The sequence below is a fragment of the Sphingomonas sp. CCH5-D11 genome (assembly GCF_001557395.1).
In the GTDB taxonomy this organism is placed as follows: Bacteria; Pseudomonadota; Alphaproteobacteria; order Sphingomonadales; family Sphingomonadaceae; genus Sphingomonas.
Genome location: NZ_LSKH01000109.1, coordinates 1 through 20,502 on the forward strand (window position 1 = coordinate 1; position 20,502 = coordinate 20,502).

Annotated in this window: 16 protein-coding genes and 1 pseudogene; 5 read left to right on the top strand and 12 right to left on the bottom strand. The window is 64.5% G+C overall.

Translation table 11 applies throughout. The features are described from left to right. Nucleotides 1-1,285: pectate lyase family protein (locus AX702_RS07310; protein WP_066778090.1), on the top strand; the 1,285-nt coding region annotated here is incomplete at its 5' end. 39 nt (nucleotides 1,286-1,324) lie between these two features. Here the strand turns inward: AX702_RS07310 and AX702_RS07315 are convergent. Beyond that, complete coding sequence (locus AX702_RS07315; protein ID WP_066778093.1) at nucleotides 1,325-2,167, bottom strand: hypothetical protein; 843 nt, start codon at nucleotides 2,165-2,167, stop codon at nucleotides 1,325-1,327. A 150-nt stretch (nucleotides 2,168-2,317) separates the two neighbouring features. Between AX702_RS07315 and AX702_RS07320 the strand changes: the two genes are divergently transcribed. Beyond that, nucleotides 2,318-3,910, top strand: coding sequence for a hypothetical protein (locus AX702_RS07320; protein ID WP_066778098.1), 1,593 nt, complete (start codon nucleotides 2,318-2,320; stop codon nucleotides 3,908-3,910). A gap of 69 nt (nucleotides 3,911-3,979) precedes the next feature. On the opposite strand, the gene AX702_RS07325 is transcribed toward AX702_RS07320, so the two are convergent. From AX702_RS07325 to AX702_RS07365, 9 genes are all read right to left on the bottom strand, one after another. Further along, entirely contained in the window at nucleotides 3,980-4,975 is a 996-nt protein-coding gene (locus AX702_RS07325) for a glycosyltransferase family 2 protein (RefSeq protein ID WP_066778101.1), read from the bottom strand. Continuing rightward, nucleotides 4,972-5,925 carry an NAD-dependent epimerase/dehydratase family protein gene (locus AX702_RS07330; protein ID WP_066778104.1) on the bottom strand — a complete coding sequence of 318 codons (954 nt, stop codon included), beginning with the start codon at nucleotides 5,923-5,925 and terminating at the stop codon, nucleotides 4,972-4,974. The genes AX702_RS07325 and AX702_RS07330 overlap by 4 nt, the downstream gene beginning before the upstream one ends. Nucleotides 5,926-5,933: 8 nt before the next feature. After that, nucleotides 5,934-7,157, bottom strand: a complete 1,224-nt coding sequence (locus AX702_RS07335; protein ID WP_066778106.1) for a class I SAM-dependent methyltransferase — start codon at nucleotides 7,155-7,157, stop codon at nucleotides 5,934-5,936. A 25-nt stretch (nucleotides 7,158-7,182) separates the two neighbouring features. Continuing rightward, entirely contained in the window at nucleotides 7,183-8,403 is a 1,221-nt protein-coding gene (locus AX702_RS07340; protein WP_066778109.1) for a DegT/DnrJ/EryC1/StrS family aminotransferase, read from the bottom strand. Further along, nucleotides 8,394-9,554, bottom strand: a complete 1,161-nt coding sequence (gene rfbG, locus AX702_RS07345) for a CDP-glucose 4,6-dehydratase (protein WP_066778112.1) — start codon at nucleotides 9,552-9,554, stop codon at nucleotides 8,394-8,396. Before rfbG ends, AX702_RS07340 begins: the two co-directional genes overlap by 10 nt. Continuing rightward, nucleotides 9,547-10,362: a glucose-1-phosphate cytidylyltransferase gene (gene rfbF / locus AX702_RS07350; RefSeq protein ID WP_066778114.1), complete on the bottom strand. Its 816-nt coding sequence runs from the start codon at nucleotides 10,360-10,362 to the stop codon at nucleotides 9,547-9,549. Before rfbF ends, rfbG begins: the two co-directional genes overlap by 8 nt. A gap of 236 nt (nucleotides 10,363-10,598) precedes the next feature. Beyond that, nucleotides 10,599-11,783, bottom strand: coding sequence for a glycosyltransferase family 4 protein (locus AX702_RS07355; protein ID WP_082746123.1), 1,185 nt, complete (start codon nucleotides 11,781-11,783; stop codon nucleotides 10,599-10,601). A gap of 108 nt (nucleotides 11,784-11,891) precedes the next feature. Then, on the bottom strand, nucleotides 11,892-14,381 hold the full coding sequence (locus AX702_RS07360) for an ABC transporter permease (RefSeq protein ID WP_066778121.1): 2,490 nt from the start codon (nucleotides 14,379-14,381) through the stop codon (nucleotides 11,892-11,894). After that, nucleotides 14,378-15,109 carry an ABC transporter ATP-binding protein gene (locus AX702_RS07365; RefSeq protein ID WP_066778123.1) on the bottom strand — a complete coding sequence of 244 codons (732 nt, stop codon included), beginning with the start codon at nucleotides 15,107-15,109 and terminating at the stop codon, nucleotides 14,378-14,380. Before AX702_RS07365 ends, AX702_RS07360 begins: the two co-directional genes overlap by 4 nt. Before the next feature lie 26 nt (nucleotides 15,110-15,135). Here AX702_RS07365 and AX702_RS07370 point away from each other — a divergent pair, with 26 nt between their 5' ends. After that, a complete protein-coding gene (locus AX702_RS07370; RefSeq protein ID WP_197420521.1) occupies nucleotides 15,136-15,774 on the top strand; it encodes an arylesterase in 639 nt (212 codons plus the stop codon). Nucleotides 15,775-15,855: 81 nt separating this feature from the next. On the opposite strand, the gene AX702_RS07375 is transcribed toward AX702_RS07370, so the two are convergent. After that, nucleotides 15,856-16,134 carry a DUF3861 domain-containing protein gene (locus AX702_RS07375; RefSeq protein WP_066778128.1) on the bottom strand — a complete coding sequence of 93 codons (279 nt, stop codon included), beginning with the start codon at nucleotides 16,132-16,134 and terminating at the stop codon, nucleotides 15,856-15,858. Between the two features lie 53 nt (nucleotides 16,135-16,187). After that, a pseudogene (locus AX702_RS07380) lies at nucleotides 16,188-17,351 on the bottom strand (molybdopterin cofactor-binding domain-containing protein); the annotation flags it as partial. Between the two features lie 586 nt (nucleotides 17,352-17,937). Here AX702_RS07380 and AX702_RS07385 point away from each other — a divergent pair. Together AX702_RS07385 and AX702_RS07390 are read left to right on the top strand one after the other, a co-directional pair. Next, on the top strand, nucleotides 17,938-19,761 hold the full coding sequence (locus AX702_RS07385) for a PAS domain-containing protein (RefSeq protein WP_066778129.1): 1,824 nt from the start codon (nucleotides 17,938-17,940) through the stop codon (nucleotides 19,759-19,761). 223 nt (nucleotides 19,762-19,984) lie between these two features. Continuing rightward, the coding region (locus AX702_RS07390; protein ID WP_197420520.1) for a BapA/Bap/LapF family prefix-like domain-containing protein at nucleotides 19,985-20,502 on the top strand (518 nt) is incomplete at its 3' end.

A 20,502-nucleotide genomic window follows, 5' to 3' on the forward strand; every position in this document is an offset into this window, starting at 1 on the left:
GTCGGCAAAGGCCACGCCTCAGCCGCTGTCCTCGGGCGCTCCCGTGGCGTTTCCCGGCGCGGAAGGGTTCGGGCGAACCGCGAAGGGCGGGCGCGGGGGCAGGATCATGTTCGTCACGACGCTTGCCGATGCGGGCCCGGGTTCGCTGCGGGCGTGCATCGAGGCGTCGGAGCCAAGGGTGTGTGTTTTCCGCGTGTCCGGCCTGATCCGCTATACGACGCTACGCCCCATCATCCGCCATCCGTTCATCACCATCGCCGGCGAAACCGCGCCCGGCGAAGGGATCATCATCGCTCATGCGGGTGGCAAGGGCGCGACGACACCCTTTGTGATCAAGAGCAGTCACGATGTCGTGGTGCGCCATATCCGCGTTCGCAACGACCGCGATGGAGAGCAACGGGCATCGGACAGCGCGTTTATCATCGAAAGCAGCAGGGACGTCATTCTGGATCACGTCAGCGCCAGTTGGGCGCGCGATGAGAATATCGGAGGCTATGCGCAGAATGACCGCCTGACGATTTCCTGGTCGATCTTCGCGCGCGGCACCCCGCGGCACGACAAATGCGCGCTTCTGGCCAGTGATCCCAAGGGGCCGCAGCAAGTAAGCTTTCTCCACAACCTGTGCGCGCACAATGGGGACCGCAATCCTGACGTGAACTTTCCTCCCGGCAGTTGTGTCGAGGTGGTGAATAACGTCCTCTACAATGCCGGGCTGCAGTTCACGGAAGTCTGGGAAAGCTATGGCGGTACCCCGGTGAACATCGTCGGCAACTATTATCGCAAAGGACCGAGCACGTCCGATGTCTCCTATGTGCTTGATCGGCCACGGGTGGGATCGAAGGGGGAGGCGCGAATCTTTTTCGAAGGCAATGAGGTGGACGGTGGCGGCATGGTCGTGGCGCCGGTGGCCAAGGAGGCGCGGGTGCCGACGCCGGTCTGCCCGCTGACGATTTCAGCGCGGCCGGCGCGCGATAGCTATGCCGAAGTGCTGGAGCGGGCCGGTGCCTTGCCGCGCGACGCCGTTGATCGTCAGGTCATCTATGAGGTTCGGACTCGCACCGGACGGATTGGCTTGCCCGACCGAACGCTTCCGAAGCTGGCGCCCGGCACTCCTTACCCGGATGCCGATCGGGACGGCATGTCAGACACATGGGAGCGGGCGAATGGGCTGGACCCGGCCCGGAATGACGCGTGGGAAGACCGGGACGGGGACGGATGGGCCAATCTGGAGGCGTTTCTCGATTACGCGCACAAGGCGCGGGTGTCGGGTAAGCAGATCGATTGAGCGTCGGTTCGCGGCGCCTTGGAGGGCGCCGGGTTCTCCTCAGGCGGGCCGCTCCTTGCCAGTAAACAGGGCCTCCACTTCCGATCCGGCGCCGTAGCGTTCGACGACTTCCAGTTTATCATCGACGGTGAGTCGGAAGATCGTGCCGTGATGGTCTGCGGCATTGAGTGTCCGCACCACCAGCAGCCAGGCGCCGGGACCGCGCAGATAGGTGCGGACATTTGCGACCGCTTTCGTCATGTCCTCGGCCGAAAAATAGTGCCGGTTCAGCAGATTTGCGGCGCGAATCAGATCAAATCGGCCGATCAGCGCAGGGTTGAGCCGTGTCACGTCATCTTCGATCAGCGAGACGTTCTTCATCCGTGCGAGATGCGGCGTAACCAGGGCGACTGGCGTGCCGGCGGCAGCATCCGGAACCTGGGGGCCGAGCAACCGCTTCGCAGCGTTGCCGATCGCCGCCATGCCGGTGACGTAATCTAGCCGGCGACGCCATGGTCGGATCGGCGCGCCCAGCACGTCATATTGAAGAACGTGGCCGCCGGGCTCCACCAGGGCGCGGCAGCCCCATGGCAGCTTTACCAATTTGGCGTGGATCAGCCGGTCCGTCGCGGTCACGTGCGGCACCTGGCCGGAGCGGCGGAGCGCATTGACCAGCTCGATCGTGGTCGTCCCCGATGATATGCCGAGATCGAGCAATTCGTCGATCCGACTGCCCGCTTCGGTCAGGCGCTGCACCAGCAGGGAGTCGATGGCAGCCATCCGGCCCGCCTCCGTCCGCTTGAACGTGGCATTGCCCGTCTTGAGCGAGCCGAAGAAGCGTGCCTCGTACCGCGTGGAGATGCGATCAAGCGGTCGGCCGAAGAATTGAGTTGCGGTGGGCACGGAATCTCCGTCGCGCGGTGAATAGATTTCCCTGAAACTAGGCCGATGCGCCGCGCCGCGCGCCGGTTCGGACGGGCTAATCCGCCTGAACTCTCCATGACGAGATGTTTGCACGTAAACCAGGGGAGCAAGCCCCGGGGAGCTCGACACATGCAGGACGCACCGATCATCGTAACGGGAAGTCCGCGTCTAAGCGCGAACGAGGCGAAAGTCCGCTTCATCACGGTGATGATCGCATCTGGCGCCTTGTTGCTGGTGATCGCCCGCGTCCTGACTTTCCCGCTGAAACGCGACGAACAATTCTACATCATGGGCGGCGTGCTCTTCTCGCCCGGGCTGTACGAGAACTTCGGATTCAGCCACCTTCCCAATTTTCCCTTGCTGTTCAACGTGATGTTCGAGATGCTTGGCACCACGCATTATGTGCTGGTCGCCCGCCTGATCATTGCAGCCGGCTGGATTGCGGCGACGCTTGCGGCATGGCGCATCGGGCGAGACATTGCCCGCAGCACCGCGGCAGCGGCGATCATCATGGCGGCGCTGCTGCTCAATCCCGTGTTCCTGGACCAGACCGGGATGGCAGCAACCAACAACTTCCTGCCCGTTCCACTGATCCTCTGGGGCCTGTGGGCGTTTGTTCGCTCGGTCGAGAAGGGCGGGGAGCCAAAGCTGGCGTTGCTGACGGGGCTGCTGCTCGGGACGGCGGCCGGCATGAAGGCGAATTACGCGGTCGTCATCGCGCCGATGGGGGCGGCCGCCTTGTTGATGCCCACAAGCCTCATCTTGCGTGACCGGCTTGCACGGTTCGCGCTGCCCATGGCGGCCGGCGCGATCATCGGATTGCTGCCGACCCTGTATTTTCTGGCGAAGGATCCCGCCGGGTTCTTCGTGCACACGGTCAGTTTCCACCGTGGGCCGCAGCTCGGCTTCTGGTCGCTCGTCTCGCGTGAAGTCACCCCGGCGATCACGCCCCGCGCGAAGTTCATCGTTGCGAGCGGCGTGTGGCTGGGCGGCGCCTCGCTCGTGCTGGTCGCAGTGCTGATCTACTCCGCGATACAGGCGCGGCTGCTGCGATCACGTGATGGAGTGCTGGCGACCTTGCTGGCGATGCTGGTGCTCGCGGCTGCCATTTCCTTCATCCCGACGCCCGCGTTCAGCCAATATTACACGCTGCCGATCCCGTTCCTGCTGATGGTATTTGCCGTGACGGTGAGCAGGATGAGCGATCCTGAGCGCGCGCTCTCCGCGCCGGTCTTCTGGTCCGCGGCAGCGGCGATCACGCTGGCGGGACTGCCCGTGACAGCGCCTTCGATCCTGGATGGCGTACGGCCGCAGAAGTGGACCGGTATTGCCGTGCACCGCGAGGCGGAGAAGATCGCCGCGCTAGTGAAACGATCGGGCCCGATCGCCACGGCCGGGCCGCTGCATGTCGCCGAGGGTGGCGGCTCGGTCTATCCCCAGCTTGCGCTGGGACCGTTCGTGGTGAGGGCGATGAAGTTCGTGCCCGCAGACGAGCGGGCGTACTTCGCACATCCCGAAGCGCTGGAGGAGATGCACGGGGTTTTCCGGCGCACCATGCCTGCAGCCATCCTGACCGGCTTCGACGCGACGCTTGACCCGGTTCTGAGCGCCTTTGCCAAGGAGGCGGGCTATCGCCCAATGCCGATGCCGCTCCGCCGATCGAGCCGGGAGGAGCGGGACGGTGCGGCCGTCTATGTCAGGCCGGATGGCGCTGCTCGATAGCGTCTGCGACTAAGGCTTTCCTGACCGAGCCCCAGCATTCGCCGGGGGCCGTTGGTCACTTCACGTTGGTCAGGCTCCGGGAGCCTGACGCAGCGGTACGATCTCGAAATCGAGGGAGAGTGGGCCGGCGCCGTTGAGCTGCGCCTCGACGATCGGGGCGGGCCGGCCCTTAATCTCGAGGAACATGCGGCCGAGATACTCGCCGATAATGCCCAGAAACAGTGCGTTCAGCGTGATGCCGAGCAGCAGAAGGATGGTGGTGGTGGCAAAACCCGCGGGCCATTGCTGGCCAAAGATCAGCCGCCCGATGAGATAGCCGACCATCAACAGGATGGTGACCACGCCAACCGCGATCCCGATGCCCGACGCCATGCGAAGCGGCACCAGCGAGTGGTTCAGCAAGCCGTCCATCGCCAGCGAGACCATCTGGCGCATCGGAAACTTGCTCTCGCCAGCCGTCCGTGCCGCACGATCATAAGCGAAGCCGACCTGCGAGAAGCCCATCGAGCTGATCATGCCGCGCAGATACGGGCTGGTATCGCGAACGGAGCGGAGCTCTGCGAGGATGCGCGCATCGACCAGGCGGAACTCGCCGGCATCGATGGGAAGATCATCGTCGCTCATCGCGCTGAGCCCGCGGTAGAACAGGCGGCGCGCGGCGGCGACCGCGGGCGGATCGGCCAGCGTGCGGCGGATGCCATAGACCACCTGATGACCCTGGCGCCAAAGCGACAGCATCTGCGGGATATGCTCAGGCGAATCCTGAAGATCGCAATCGATCTGTACGGAGCAGGCGCCACGCGCGTTCTGATAGGCGACCAGAAGCGAACGCTGATAGCCGTAGTTGCGCGCAAAGCGGATCACCCGCACCCGCGGATCGCGGGCGGCCAGTTCCCGCAGGATCGGGAATGTCCGGTCGGTTGAGTGATTGTCGGTAAAGATGATCTCGCACGCGTAATCGGGCAGGCGATCGAACACCGCGACGATGGCGTTGTACGCCTTTTCGGCGTTGTCCTCCTCGTTGAAGGCGGGAACGAGGATGGAGACGAGGGTGGGATCGTTCATGCCGCAACCTTTTCGCTGCGCAGCGCATCGATCGTGCGCCGCAGGCCTGCCTCAAGGGAGTAGGAGGCGCGCCAGCCCAACGTGGCGAGCGCGCGCGACGTGTCACCAAGCACCACATGCGGCACCATGTCCGCGCCGCCGCCGCCGTGATCATCCGCGAACCGGATCAGCTGCGGATCCGATCCGCAGCAGCGTGCCACGAGATCGGCTGCTTCCGCCATGGTGCACGCAACGCCCGTCGCGAGATTGACCAGACGCGCGGCGGGATGCTCTGACCGCGCCGTCGCAATGAGGCCGCTCACCACATCGTCAACGAAGATGAGATCGCGCCGCTGCTCGGGAAAGCGAATGAACGCCGTCTCGCCGGCGAGACATTGTTCGATCAGCCAGGGGATGAGGAAGTCCGACGACTGGTTTGGCCCGTAAGTGAGGGCAAGCCGCGCGGTGCGCACCGGGAAAGCGAGATGGCGGCCCACCGCCGACGCGAGCTGCGCCGCCGCGACCATGGTGCCGGCATAAGCGCTCTTGGGCTGTTCGCGCTGCCCCTCACGCGAAGGAACGGGGCCGTCGCCATATTCCGCGAGCGTGCCGGTCCGTACGAATGACTGTGGCGGCACGGGGAGCGCGGCCGCGGCCGACAACAGGCCGAGCAAGATGTCGAGGTCGCGGACGATCGCCACCCGATCCTCCGCCACGTCGGGATGCGGCGTCCGGCCAGTCCAGGTGGCGAGATGATAGATGATGGTCGGCGCGATTTCACCCAGTGCCTGCCGAACCGCAGAATGATCGGACAGGTCGAGCCGGTGGACCGTCGTGCCGGGCGCCAGGCGGTGAAGCGTGGTGCCCGGCCGGACGAGCGCGTGGACACAGGCACCCTCCGCCATGTGCCGTGCGGCGAGCGCGCTGCCGATGAAGCCTGCCGCGCCGGTAATGGCGATCCGCTCGACCATCTCGCGCGCTACGACACGAGCACAGGCTCGGGCAGCGGCACCAGGAAACGGCCGCCACGTGCCGCAAAGCCCGATTGCTGCGCGCGAATTTCATCAAAGAAGTTCCAGGCGAGCACCATCAAAACGTCGGGCTGCTCGGTCTCGATTGCTTCCGGAGACCGCACCGGGATCTTCATGCCGGGAGAGTAAAGGCCCTGCTTCAGCGGATTGCGATCCACGAGAAAATCGAGATCGTTAGTGCCGATGTTGTAGAAGTTGAGAAGGGTGTTGCCCTTTGCCGGTGCGCCGTAGCCCGCCACCTTCAGTCCCTGAGCGCGCAGATCGCCCAGCATGGCCGTGAGCCGGCGGCCGATGTCCGCCACGCGATCGGAAAAGTCGTCATAGGTGGCGGATAGCAGCATCCCGCCGGCTTCCTCTTCCTGCAGCATCTCGGCGACGGCTGGCGTTGGTGCGCTGATGCCGCTGCGCTGCAGGAACACGCGCATCGATCCACCGTGAACCGGCAGCCGCGTGACGTCCACCACCTCGAGATCGAAGAAGGCGCCGAGCTTCTGAATCGACAGCAGGCTGAACTCGGAGACGTGCTCCTGATAGACCGTGTCGAATTCGTTGCGGTCCAGCAGCTCCTTGGCCCAGGGCACCTCGATCACGAAGGTGCCGTCAGGTGCGAGGAGATGTGCGACGCCGGACATGAAGCTGTGCAGATCGCCAATGTGATTGAAGGTGTTGGTCGTGACGATCACCTTCGCCTGACCGGTCTTCTTGATCATGTTCGCCGCCGTTTCCGGCCCGAAATAAGCAACGTGCACCTCAACGCCGCGCGAGGCCGCGATCTCAGCGAGATTGGCAGCCGGATCGACGCCCAGCGTCTTGCAGCCGAGTGCATTGCACGATTGCAGCAGAAGGCCGTCATTGGCGCCGATGTCGACAATCAGCCCGTCACCGGCGCGCTCAGCCAGCACCTTCGCCAGACCGGCGAAATGGGTGTGCATGGTATCCGCGCCCGAGGGAACGTACAGATAATGGCGGAAAAAATCGGCCGGTATCTGATCCGCCACCTGGATCAGGCCGCAGTGCAGGCAGGCCTGGGTGTTCAGGGCAAAGCTGGGCTGTTGCTCCGCAAGCTCGCTTTCGCGCACGAACATGTTGGCGGGCGGATGATCCCCCATCGGCAGGAACAGATAGGGTTGCGGTGCAAGGCAGGCACGGCAGCTGTTCAATCGGTCACTCATGTAAGCCCCCCAAGTTCAACAAAAGTCAGGCGATCTTGAGCTCCGGCGTGGCCTGGCGCGGCTGCTGGCTCGCGAACTCTTCGAAACAGGTGTGGATGTAGTCGATCTCGGCGTCGGTCAGGCCGTGATGGCAGGCGAGCAGAATGCCGCCGCGCATCACCGCGTCCGCCATGGGATAGCCACCCGCCGCCGTGCGCACCTCGACGTTCATCATCGCCGGCTGACGCAGGATGTTGCCGGTGAAGACCACGCGGGTCTGGATGTCGTGCTCCTCGAGGAAGATCTGGAGCGTGCGGCGGTCGAACGGCGCGTCTTCGCGGATGGTGAGCGCCAGCGCGAGCCAACCGGTGCGCGAGTCGGGCAGCTGTTCGGGAAGGATGAACCAGTCTGCGTAACGCTCGAAAAAGGCGCGGTGGCGGGCGAAGTTGCGTTCCCGCAGCGCGATGTTGTGATCGAGCTTGTCGAGCTGGACGAGGCCGAAGGCGGCGCCGACCTCCGAGGGTTCCAGATTGTAGCCAAGTTCCTCGAAGACGAACTTTGCATCATAGGGAATGCCCTGAAGCGCCACGTCGAAGCGCCGGGAGATGCTTTCCGAATCGACGAAAAGCGACGAGGACCGGCCCCAGGAACGCAGCAGTCGTGCGCGATCCGCCAGCGCATCATCGTTCACGCAGAGCATGCCGCCGTTGCCAGCGGCGTTGATGACATGGCTGCCGTAGAAGCTGGTCGTGCTGATGTCCGAGCGCGTGCCCGTGCTGGTGCCGCGCAAGGTTGCACCCAGGGTATCGGCGCTGTCCTCGATCACGATCAGGTTGTGGCGTTTGGCGATCGCATGCAGCTTGTCCCAATCGGGCAGGTTGCCGATCAGCGACGGGACCATCATCGCGCGGGTGCGATCGGTGATGAGCTCCTCAATCTGATCCTCGTTGATGTTGTACGTGCCTTCGCGCACGTCGACGAACACCGGCACCAGCCCGGCACGGATGATCGGCGCGACCGTGGTGATGAACGTCAGCACCGGCGTGATCACTTCGCTGCCGGGCGGCAGCTTCAGCAACTCGACGGCCAGGTAATTGGCCGAGGAGCCCGAATTCACCATGATGCCGTGCTTCTTTTCGAAGAGAGCGGCGACGCGGGCTTCCATCTCCCGGACACGGGCGCCCATTTGCGTGGAGCTGCGCAGCACTTCGACAACGGCGGCAATCTCCGCCTCGCCGTGTACCGTCTGACCGTAGTTCACGCGCATGCGGCAATCTCCGTGGATGAATCGAGAAAAGGATGGGGATTGCGACGGGCGAGGCCGGCGTCGCGGGTGTAAAGTTCGATCTGGCGCTGAGTGTAGGCGCGCATGTCGGTTTGCCCGCGCAGGTGCGCCTTGTACCAATCGACGGTCAGCGCGACGGCCGCTTCGAACGACAGGCGCGGGTGCCAGCCAAGGCCAGTGCGAGCCTTGGTGCTGTCCAGACGCAGCACGCCCGCTTCGTGCGGGGCGGCGACCTCCTGTCCGTAGCGGATGTCCGGCGCGCCGGCGCCCCAGCAATCGACAAAGGTGCGGGCAAAGGTCCCGACGTCCACCGCTTCGGCTGGATCGGGGCCGAAGTTCCACGCGCCAGCGGCGGAACGATCCCCCTCCATCAATGCGGTGGCGACCTGGAGATAGCCTGCGAGCGGCTCCAGCACGTGCTGCCACGGGCGGATCGCGAGCGGATTGCGGATGGTGAGCGGCAGGCCAGTGCTGGCCGCCCGAACGATATCCGGCACCAGCCGGTCGACGGACCAATCGCCGCCGCCGAATACGTTGCCAGCGCGGACCGTGGCCACCAGCGGCGCATCCGGGCCGCTGAAATAGGAGCGGCGAAAGGCATCGGCGACCAGTTCGGCGCAGCCCTTGGAGGCGCTGTACGGGTCAGCGCCGCCCATCGGATCGCATTCCCGGTAGCCCCAGGTCCATTCGCGATTGTCGTAGCATTTGTCGCTGGTGACGATCACGATCGCGCGCAGCGATGGCATGTGGCGCGCGGCATCCATGATCGCCGCCGTCCCCATCACGTTCGTCTGAAACGTTCCGAGTGGATCCGCATAGGACGGCCGGACGAGCGACTGCGCGGCAAGATGGAAGATCACTTCCGCATCCACCCCGGCAAGCGCGGGCGTGAGCGCAGCGGCATCGCCAATGTCGGCGATGCGGTGATCCAGCAGTTCCCCGATCCGCGCGCTTTCAAACAAGCTGGGTGCGCCGTCGCACGGGGGGAGCGCGACGGCGCATATGTCGGCGCCCAGCCGCCGGAGCCAGAGCGCCAGCCAACCACCCTTGAAGCCGGTGTGACCCGTCAACAAGACCTTGCGGCCGGAAAGCGCCTGACCCGCCCGGTGGTCGGCAGCCGTGGCCTCACGCATTGGCTGCGATCCGCTTGACCACCGAGCCAGCGCTTTGATCGAGGGGGCTCAACCAGGGCGCCTGCCCGGACACACATAGACCCGAAAGATGATCCCGATCGCGCACCGTATCCATTGGGTGCCAGAAGCCGTGATGGCGATACGCGAACAGTTCGCCGTCCTCCGCCAGACGGGACAGGGGACCCTGCTCCAGCGGCTCGGCATCGCCGGACAGATAATCCAGCACTTCCGGTTCGAAGACGAAGAAGCCGCCGTTGATCCACGTTTCGTGCTTCACGACCTTTTCGGTGAATTCCGACACCCGGTCGCCGGTGAGCTCAAGATTGCCGAAGCGCGCCGGCGGCTGAACCGCGGTGACCGTAGCAAGACCGCCGTGGCTGCGATGGAAGCTAAGCAGCGCATCGATATCGATGTCGCCCACGCCATCGGAATAGGTGCAGAAGAAAGGCTCATCGCCGATCCAGTCGCGCAGGCGCAGCAGGCGACCGCCGGTCATGGTTGTTTCGCCGGTGTCGACCACCGACACGTTCCAGTCCATCGTCTGGCTGGAGCGCAGCGCAATCGCGCCGTTGTTCACATCGATCGTGAAGTCGTTTGCCATGAAGTGCAGATCATGGAAGAACTTCTTCATGATCATTGCCTTGTAGCCACAGGCGACGACGAAGTCGTGGAACCCGGAGCGGGCGTATATGTCCATGACATGCAAAATGATCGGTCGACCAGCGACCTCCACCATGGGCTTGGGAATGCGGGTGGTTTCTTCCGCAAGACGCGAGCCGAGCCCGCCCGCAAGCAACACCGTTTTCATGGCCTGGGCCTCCACTGCCAACGGCGTAAGATTAACCGCGGCAGAGGCGAGTGCGCATGGGGGCACTCGGGTAGCGCACTAACCCGTGCGGATAGGCCCTTCGGAGCGCCTCCCTTGCTCCTTTCGGAAGCATGAAGAGGGGCATGTGTCAGGCGGCCGGACATATGGAACGCTCAACCCGCGCAACGGGTCCATGATTATTCCTGGCGACATCGAACGGCGCGGGCCCGGGCGGCTCACGCCAGAGCGTGAACCTTTGCCGACCCGGCCACCCCTGCAAACGGTGGCACCAGTTCGTCATACACGTTCATGACGGCTGCGGCGTGACGCCTGGCGCCGAAATGATCGAGCGCGTGCAGGCGAGCAGCATCGGCGAGCCGATGCCATTCCGCCTTGTCGGCCAGCAATCCAAGAGCCGCCCGCGCCATGGCGGCAGGATCATCCAGAGGCACGAGCGGGCCGAGCCTGCCGCCGCGCAGCGCCTCGACATTGCCGCCGGAACGGGTGGCCACAACCGGCGTGCCAACCAGCATGGATTCGATCAGCGTACGCCCAAAGGGTTCATCCTTGGCCGGCACCAGCAACAGATCACAGCCCGCGATCCAGTCGGCACCGGGCGCGCGATAGCCCATCAAGCGAATGGCGTCCGTTACGCCCAGCCGCTTCGCATGGGCCATCAGCTCATCGCTGCCGATTTCGAGTGGGGTGCCGAACAGCAACCCGCACACCGGACGGCCGGGATCGAGATCGCGCAGCCGAGCAATCGCCTCGATGAAGTAGAACGGCCGCTTGCGCACGATCATCACACCAAAGAAGCCGAGAAACTGGGTGTCGGGGGCGCAGCCAAGTTCGCCGAGCAGGGCGGCCCGGCGGGCGCGCCGATCGGCCTGCACATCGGTGTCAAAGGGGCTGTGGATCACCTGCGTCGGAACGTTGCGCGTGTCCACGTCACCCAAGGCGAAGGTAGAAACCGAAATGATCGCGTCGGCGATCCGTGGGGCGACGAGCCGCAGGCCACGCGCATCGGGGCTGCTTCGATGATGCCAGACCAGTCGCGCTCCCGCGCACTTGGCTGGCGCGGCCCAGATCGCGTGCGATCGGCCATCGTTGGTATGAACGATGTCGGCGCCCATCGCCCGGATCATCTCGGTGCAGGCGCGCGAGGCCTTTGCTATTCCGATGGCGTCGCGCAGGCCAGCCCTCTCACCATGACGGAGCGGAGGCAGGAAGCCTGCATGTCGCACCGGCACGTCGGCGCTGCGCATCAACCGCGCGATCTCGCCATCGGGCTCCTGGACGATGACCATGGGGTCGAACCGATCCCGGTCGATATTCTGGAGCAAGCCATGCGCCGAAATGTGGCTCCCGCCCAGTGCCTCTCCGCTAAACGGGAAACAGATCCTCGTCCGTCGTCGTGCCACGTTCGTTCCTCGGGGTGGGTCCGGTATTGATGTACCCCAAGGTGGGAGTGCTGCTCCTAGTTAATCGGAGTTACGCCGGAGTCGGCACGTCGGCGCACTGTTGCCGGATCAGCCAGCGCGCAGACCGGCAGCCGGTGTGGCGCGCAAGGCGGGAAGGCTGCTTGCCACCCCCACGCCAAGGGTCATGACGATCGATACGCCGAGGGTGCCAGCGATCGTCCACGGGTCCGGCGCCCAATGAAGTTCCAGAACATAAGTGACGACATACCAACCCGCAGCCGTGCCGAGCAGCAGCGCAACTACGGCAAGAAGCAGCGCCAGCAAGCCGTATTCGATCGCCTGACCGGCAAGGAGCTGACGCCGACTGCCGCCGAGCAGCTTCAAAACGACCGTGTCATAGCGCCGCGCCTGACCGGACGCCGTCACCGCGCCGATGAGCACCACGATGCCGGCCGCCACCGTCACGGCAGCGGCGGCGCGGATCGCCAGTGCGATGCGCCCCAGCAATTCGCTGACCTGGCCGATGACGTCACCGGTGCGGAGCATGGTGACGGAGGGTAGGGCGTTGGCAACAGCCGTGGCGACCGCGCCATCGCGGGCGGGGGGCGCATAGACGCTGGCAAGTAGGCTGTGTGGCGCTTCCTCGATATAGCCTGGAGAGAAGATCAGCGCGAAGTTGAGCCCGAGCCCCTGCCAGTCGACCTTGCGTAGCGCGGCGATCCGCGCCGGTATTTCGACACCCAGCACCGCAACGGTGACGGCATCGCCGACCTTCAAGCCAAGGAGTTCCGCCGCGCGATCCTCCAGCGAGATCAGTGGTGGCCCCCGGTAGTTGGACGGCCACCATTGTCCGTCCACCACGTCGTTGCGCGGCGGCACCGTGGCGGACCAAGTAATCGTCCGGTCGCCTCTCAGGATCCAGGCGCCTTCGGGCAGCGTCTTCATGTCGGCCACCCGTTGCCCCTTGATCGCGACTATCGAACCACGCAGCGAGGGCACAGCCTCGATCGTGGCGCTCGGCGCGCCTCGGTTCACGGCGGCGCGGAAGGTTTGCTCATCTTCGGGCTGGACATCGATGGCAAAAAAACGCGGCGCCTTGGCAGGCGCCGTGCTGGCCAGTTCGTTCGCAAGGCTGGTGTTGATCGCGGCAAGCGCCACGAAGAGCGAAAAGCCGAGACCCAGCGCGACCACCAGCCGATCCGTCTGGGCACCCGGACGATGGAGATTTGCGAGCGCCAGACGCACAAGCGGCCGGCGCGGACGGGGGACGCGCGCGAGCAGCCAGCGTAAGGCGACGCCAAGCAGCCACAGCAACAGGACGAACAATCCGGTCGCCGCGACGAAGCCAAAGGCGATGGCACGATCGCTGGCAGTAAGGACCGCCAGTGCGATCAATGCGGCAAGGATGAAAGCCATGGCGAGCAGCACCGCGGGCGTGGGGCGACGTGCCGCCGAGACCGCATCCCGCAGCAGGCTTGCCGCGGGTACGGCGCGAGCGCGTGCCAGGGCAGGTAGCGAGAAGAGAAGAGCGACGAGCAGGCTCAGGCCGGCCGCTACGAGCAGGGGGGCGGGGTAAAGGGCGAGTTCCGGCGGGATCGGAAGCGCGCTGCCTGCAAGCGTGCCGACGATCCACGGGATTGCTGCGCCCACGGCGAGCCCTGCCGCCACTCCAAGGCCAGCGACCAGGCCGATCTGAAGCAGGAACACGGCGGCGATGGTGGCGGAGCGTGCACCCAGCACCTTCAGCGTGGCAATCATCCGTCCCTTGCGCTCGAGATATGCGCTGACGCCGCTGCCAATACCGATGCCGGCGATGGCCAGCGCTGCAAGGCCAACCAAGAGGAGGAACTGGCCGAGCTGGTCGATGCTGCGCTTCACATTGCCCGCAGCATCCTGCGGCGTGCGGGCGGACCACCCGGCGCTGGGAAAGCGCCGCACAACCGCCTCGCCGGTCTTACCCGCATCGAGCCCGGGGTGGAGCAGAAGTCGGGTGCGGCTTTGATAAAGGCTGCCGGGCTGGATCACCTGGGTGGCGTCAAGGCCGTTCATGTCGACCAGCGCGGTCGGGCCGAAGCTGAAGCCAAGGGTGTCGGGTTCGGCGGCGATCACGCCGATGACCCGCATCCAGGCGGCGCCGATGCGGACCTGATCCCCGACCTTGAGGTTCAGGCGATCGGCCAGTGCGGGGGCAATCGCAACGCTACGCCCGCGCGGGCGCATGGCAAGGGCGCCTGGCCGAAGCTCCAGTCGACCGATCAGCGGCCATGCCTGATCCACAGCGCGCAGATTGATCAACGTCGATGCACCGGCGGACCGGGTCTGCGCCATGGTGTTGACGGAAACGCTTTCCGACGTTCGACCAAAGCCGGCGAACACTGCGCTCTCCTCGACAGTCGGGCGCCGCTGCGACACGCGCAGCTCCAGGTCACCGCCGAGCAACCGGCGGCTCTGGGTGTCGAGTGCAGTCGTGATCGACGCCGACAGGCTGCCGATCCCCGCGAGCGCCGCCGTGCCGAGAAAGAGGCAGACCAGCAGGAGCCACAAGCCGCGGCCGCCGGCACGCAGATCGCGGACGGCCAATCGCCAGGCGTTTCTCATGCGGCGCGACTGTCCCGGACGATCCGCCCGTCAGCAAGGGAGATTACCCGGTCGCACCGGTCGGCCAGCTTCGGATCGTGCGTGATGACGAACAGGGTCGCGCCGGTGTCGGCATGCCGCCTGAACAGAAGGTCCATGATCGCGGCGCCGGTGGTGCCATCGAGATTGCCGGTCGGCTCGTCCGCGAACAGAAGCGGCGGTCGGGGTGCGAGAGCGCGGGCGATCGCGACGCGCTGCTGCTCACCGCCGGAAAGCTGCGCAGGGTAATGTGTCAGGCGATGACCGAGCCCAACGGCCTCCAGTTCCGCCTCCGCCGTGGCAAAGGCATCCGGTCGCCCCGCCAGCTCGAGGGGAACCGCAACATTCTCGAGCGCAGTCATGGTGGGCAGCAGGTGAAAGGCCTGCAGGATGATGCCGATACGGCCACGCCGGGCTACCGCGAGTTGATCCTCGTTCAGCCGATCGAAGTCGAGGCCCGCGACGTGTACGCTTCCGCCCGTCGGCCGCTCCATGCCCGACAGCACCGCCATCAGCGAGGATTTACCCGAGCCCGAAGGGCCGAGCAGCGCTACGCTATCTCCTGCATGCACGATCAGATCTATGCCGCGGAGGATTTCCGTCCGGGCAGGCGGGCGACCAAGGGCCAGCGTCAGATTGCGTGCCTCGATGACGATGCTATCGCCAGCGGCGCGGGCGGGGGCTGGCGAGGAAAAAGCGGATGCTGTCACATAGGCGCGGATACAAGGCGATCGGGGTGGCTGTCCAACTCCTGCTTGCGGCCTTCTTGCTGGCTGGAGGTGTTGCGACCGCGCAGGCGCCCGCGGGCCGCCAGGCGCCGCTGATTTGGGCATTCGGCGACAGTCTGACGGCCGGCTATGGCCTGCCGCCAGCGCAGGGTTTTCCCGTGCGATTGCAGGCGGCGCTACGCCGCGCCGGCATTCGCGCCACCGTGCGTAATGGCGGGATCGCGGGTGACACGTCCGCGCAGGGACGCGCCCGCCTCGCCTGGGGCCTTCGCGGGCTGGGGCGCAAGCCGGACCTCGTTCTTGTGGAGCTCGGCGCCAACGATATGCTGCGAGGCCTGCCGCCAAGCGCGACGGAGAGGAACCTCGATCTGATCCTGCGTGAGTTGAAGCGTCGCGACATACCGGTGCTGTTCGTCGGCATGCGGGCGGCGCCGAATTTGGGTGCAGCATATCGTCGCAGTTTCGAAAGCCTGTATCCGCGACTGGCGCGACGGCATGCTGTGCCGCTCTACCCTTTCTTTCTTGATAGCGTCGCGGGCAATCAGGCGTTGTTCCAGGCCGACGGCCGGCACCCCAATGCCCGCGGGGTCGAAGTGATCGTCAGGCGCATCCTTCCGACCGTTCGCAAGGCCTTGCCCGACAGGTGAGGGCTACGACAAGACGGCCGTGAGCCTTGGTTTGCCTTGCCTTGCCTTCTACCGCCCGATCACTTGAACGGGCGCCATGCTCTACGCAGCGGGCGTGGACTTCAGCGCCTTCATGAAGCTGCCAATAGCAGGTTGCAGCTCAGCGAACAGCGGATGCTTGCGATGCCGCAGCATGGTCTCAGTGAAAAGCTTCAGCCCGATGGCGAAGCTTGCCGCTTCATCATCGGGAACGATGGCCTTGCTGCGGACCCGCTCCACGATGGCAAAGAGTTCATCGTGATTGCTGGTTTCGAACACGAGCGGTCCCGCCGTATTCTGTTCGTCGAGCGCTTCGACCGTGACGCGATAGTGATGTGCCATGAATTTCCTGCTTCGTACCGGCGACGTGCGGGGTACCGCACGCCGCCTGATGATCAAGCCACTTCCGGTAGCTTATCCAGATATTTGTCGAGAGTGATGGGATAGTCGCGCACCCTGACCCCAGTGGCGTTGTAGATGGCATTGGCGACCGCCGCGCCGACGCCGCACAGCCCGAGCTCGCCAACACTCTTGGCCTTCATCGGATTGGCCTTGTCGTCCGCTTCATCGAGGAACACCACCTCCTGGTGCGGAATGTCGCCATGCACCGGCACCTCATAGCTGGCGAGATCGTGATTGACGAAGAAGCCGAACCTCTTGTCGACCGCCAGTTCCTCCATCAGCGCAGATCCGACCCCCATCGTCGTGGCGCCGATCACCTGGCTGCGCGCCGCCTTGGGATTGAGGATGCGGCCCGCGGCGCAGACCGCGAGCATCCGCCGCACGCGCGAAACACCAGTGTAGACGTTCACGCCGACTTCCACGAAGTGAGCGCCGAAGGTGGAAAGCTGCCATTGCTCCTCAAGCTTCCCGAACTCGATATGGTCCTCAGCAACAAGTTCGCCCGATGCAGCGGCATCGCCGAGTGAAGCCGATCGGTTGCCGCTGGTCACGCGGCCGCCCTCGAAAACAGCATCCGCCGAGTTGAGGCCAAGCCGCTGTGTCACCTGATCGCGGAGCTTCACACAAGCGGCATAGACGCCCGCGGTGGAATTGGCCGCGCCCCACTGACCGCCTGATCCTGCTGCGGCAGGGAAGGACGAATCGCCAAGCTTCACCTCTATTGCCTCCGCGGGCAGCCCAAGCATCTCGCCAGCCGTCTGGGCGATGATCGTGTACGTGCCGGTGCCGATGTCAGTCATGTCGGTTTCGACCATGATCTTGCCGTCACGTCCGAGGCGCACCCGCGCCGCCGACTTGGTGTTCATATGGTTTCGGAACGCGGCTGCGACCCCCATGCCGACCAGCCATTCCCCGTCACGAACCCGCCCGGGCGTGGCGTTGCGCTTGTTCCAACCGAACCGCTGCCCACCGTCACGAAGGCAGCGGACCAGTTGGCGCTGTGAAAACTGGCGCTTCGGGTTTTCGGGATCGACCTGCGTATCGTTCCTGATACGGAACTCGACCGGATCCATGCCAGGCTTTTCAGCCATCTCATCCATGGCGATCTCGAGCGCCATCATGCCCGGCGCTTCGCCCGGGGCACGCATGGCGTTGCCCGTCATGGACTGGTAATTCCTTTTTCATTGGCGTCGGCAGAACTGGCCGATTGGACACACAAACGCCCACCGGGCCGTGTAACGCGCGAGAGGGGGAGTTGGCGCCTAGCCTTTTAAGCCGCGCGGCAATCGAATTCGCGAGCAATCACCGCAGGATGGCTAGGAAGCCCAGTCCGGAGAAGGGAGGACGCACATAGCAGGTCCTTGCCCGCGATCACCACATAGCGACGAAAATTGGCGGTGAGCCCGATCTGGTTTGGCGTTCATGAAACACGCAAGTCGTGCGGGGTGGAGATCGACGGATGCGCTTTCTGCAAGGATCGTATTGCGCCTATCTCGGCGCGTACCGGAGGAAGATTCGGATTAAATCGCGGGCAGGCGGTTTAGCAAAACTTACATAAATTGCGATGTTTTGATCTAAAGTGAACTTTCTCGATGTATAGGTGTGCTGCCTTAAAAAGCCCGCACTGCTGGCAGGCTTGCAAAGCTAGAAAACTGCTCAAAATACAAACCTTAGTCATTGGACTATATAGCTGGTGGTGTTTGTGGCTCGCGAAGGATTACGGTGCAGCTAGGGCAAAGCCTGATGGCGAATCGTATTCGGGAGCGGGATTGGTCCTCGAGTCCCCTCGGTCCTCGTGAACAGTGGCCGCTGGAGCTTACCACGGCCCTTGGTCTGATTCTCGAATCCGCTTTCCCGCAATATCTTGTCTGGGGAGACGAGCTGCTCAGCTTCTTCAACGATGCCTATATGGGCGTGCTGGGGAAGAAGCCCGACGCGCTTGGTCGATCGTTCGCCGAGGTATGGCCTGAGGTTTGGGAGGAGCTCGCCCCCATCGTGCATGACGCCATGACGGGGCAGGCAACGTTTCAGGAAAACAGGCTGCTGATCCTGGATCGGGGCGCCGGGCTGGAGGAAACGTGGTGGACGTTCTCTTACTCTCCCGTGCGCGGCGCGGGAGACCGGATCTGCGGTGTCCTATGCACGGTGTGGGAAACGACCAGGCTGATCCTGGCGGAGCGGCAGGCGGTGCAGCAGGCAGACGAGTTCCGACGCTTCAGCGCGCTTGTTCCCGAGCTGCTGTGGGTGACCAGGACACCTCACGAGGTCAACTGGGCCAATCAGCGGATGATCGAGTTTCTGGGCGTCGATCCGACCACGATCGGGGTCGATTGGCCATCACTGGTGCACCCCGACGACATCGAGCCGATCCGCCTGCGGTTCGAGAAGGCACTTGCCACGCGCACGACGATGGAAAGTCGGCACCGGCTGCGCCGTGCAGACGGCAGCTTCCGCTGGGTGCTGGTCCGTTCGCAGCCCGTCATTGGTCCGGATGACGAGATTGAAGGTTGGTACAGTGCTGCCACCGATATCCACGATTGGCATATCGCGGCCGAATCGATGCACTTCAAAGAGGAGCTGTTCGACACATTCGCGCGATCATCTCGTAAAGTGTTGTGGATCGTCGACGTCGCAAGCCAGCGCATAGAATATCTGGGGGGCGACAGCGCGCACATCTGGGGGGAGCAGAGCGCCCCGCAAATTCGATCAAGGGGCGATTGGCTGCGAAGTGTCCATCCAGAGGATCGCGATCGGCAGGAAGACTTCCTGCCGCGGCTGCAGAATGGTGAGCTGATCCAGGAAGAATATCGGGTGATCGGCCACGAAGGGCACATCCGAAAGGTGCGCGAGACCCTGTTTCCCGTACCCGACAGCGACGGCGCCATCCGCCGTGCCGGTGGCATCGCCGAGGCCATCGACGCGCCCGAGCTGCCGCATGTGTATTTGGTGGTGACTGAACCTGCGGCGGCGCGCAGCCTGGCGAGCCACTTCTGGCGACGTGGCTTCAAGCCCCGGACATTCGCCGGTGTTGATGAATTCCTGAAGATTGCTCCAGCGCTCCAGTCGGGCTGCGTTCTCCTGGGTGATCCCGGCGGGGCAGGCAGCGTGGGCCGCGTGCTGGGCGCGTTCGGGCTTCGGCGTCACGCCTTTCCCACGATCGTTCTCACCCCGCGGCACAGCGATGCTGAGGAGGTTCGCGTGCTGATGAAGATGGGGGCCTTTGACGTCCTTCCCGTCGGGGGCGAGTCAGAGGAGCGGCTTCTGAACACCGTGCGTGAGGCGCTCCATAACGTCGATCCGGTTCAGGCCGAGCCGCCGGCCCGCTCCGCGCGCGAGCGGCTGGTCGCGCTGTCGCCTCGCGAGCGGGAGGTTCTGGATCGCCTTGTCGCGGGGCTAAGCAGCAAGCTGATCGCCAAGGAGCTCATGCTCAGCCCGCGTACCGTTGAAGTGCATCGCGCCAACATCAAGGACAAGCTCCACGTTGCCACGATCTCCGAAGCTATGGCGCTGGCCGCTGCGGCCAAGGCATCCGCCGCGATGTCCACATCCATGGTTAATAGGAGGTAAATCCAACCCAATGGCACTAAGTAGTCACGTAGTGGCTTGCGCTAATGGCATCAGTATTCTTCCCTACTTAAATCGTTTGCAAGAAGAGGAAGTGTATCAGGGTCCGGGCTGTCTCGCGGCACCGGTAGGTGATCTCGTCTTCGTCGTAGGTGGCGTGTGCTGCCGAGCAACAGTTCCGAGCTGCCGAGTGCAGTAACCGGAAGGTTTGGGGAGTCGTCGAGCCGTGACCGGACAGTCGAGTGATATCATCACCTCATATGTAAATTCTGGAAGCACGAGCACCGTCAATCCAGGAACCAGCGGCATCGTCAGACTTCCCTATACGCCCACCGAAGTGGCGCAGTTCGCGCGTGAGGGAAATGCGCTTGTGGTTCGCCTCCAGGACGGCGGATCCGCGCGAGTTGAAGATTTCTACTCCTCGGCGCCGGACGGCAGCCTGAAGGATCTCGTGCTTCAGGGCAGTGACGGCCGCGTGTGGCTGGCGCGGGCACCGGCGGGCGCCACGGATTTCAGCTTCATCGAGATTGCCGCTGGAGACCAACTGGTCGGCGGCGCGGTCGGATCGGCTGCTGCGAGCGGCGTCGGCGGGCTGGCAGGCCCTCTGGCGGGCGTGGGCGCCGGCCTGCTGGGCGGCGTGGTCGGCGGCGCGGTCGTCGGCGATGAGGCGGAGGACGGCGATGCCGACGCTGACGCTGACGCTGACGCCGACGCGGATGCGGATGCGGATGCTGATGCCGACGC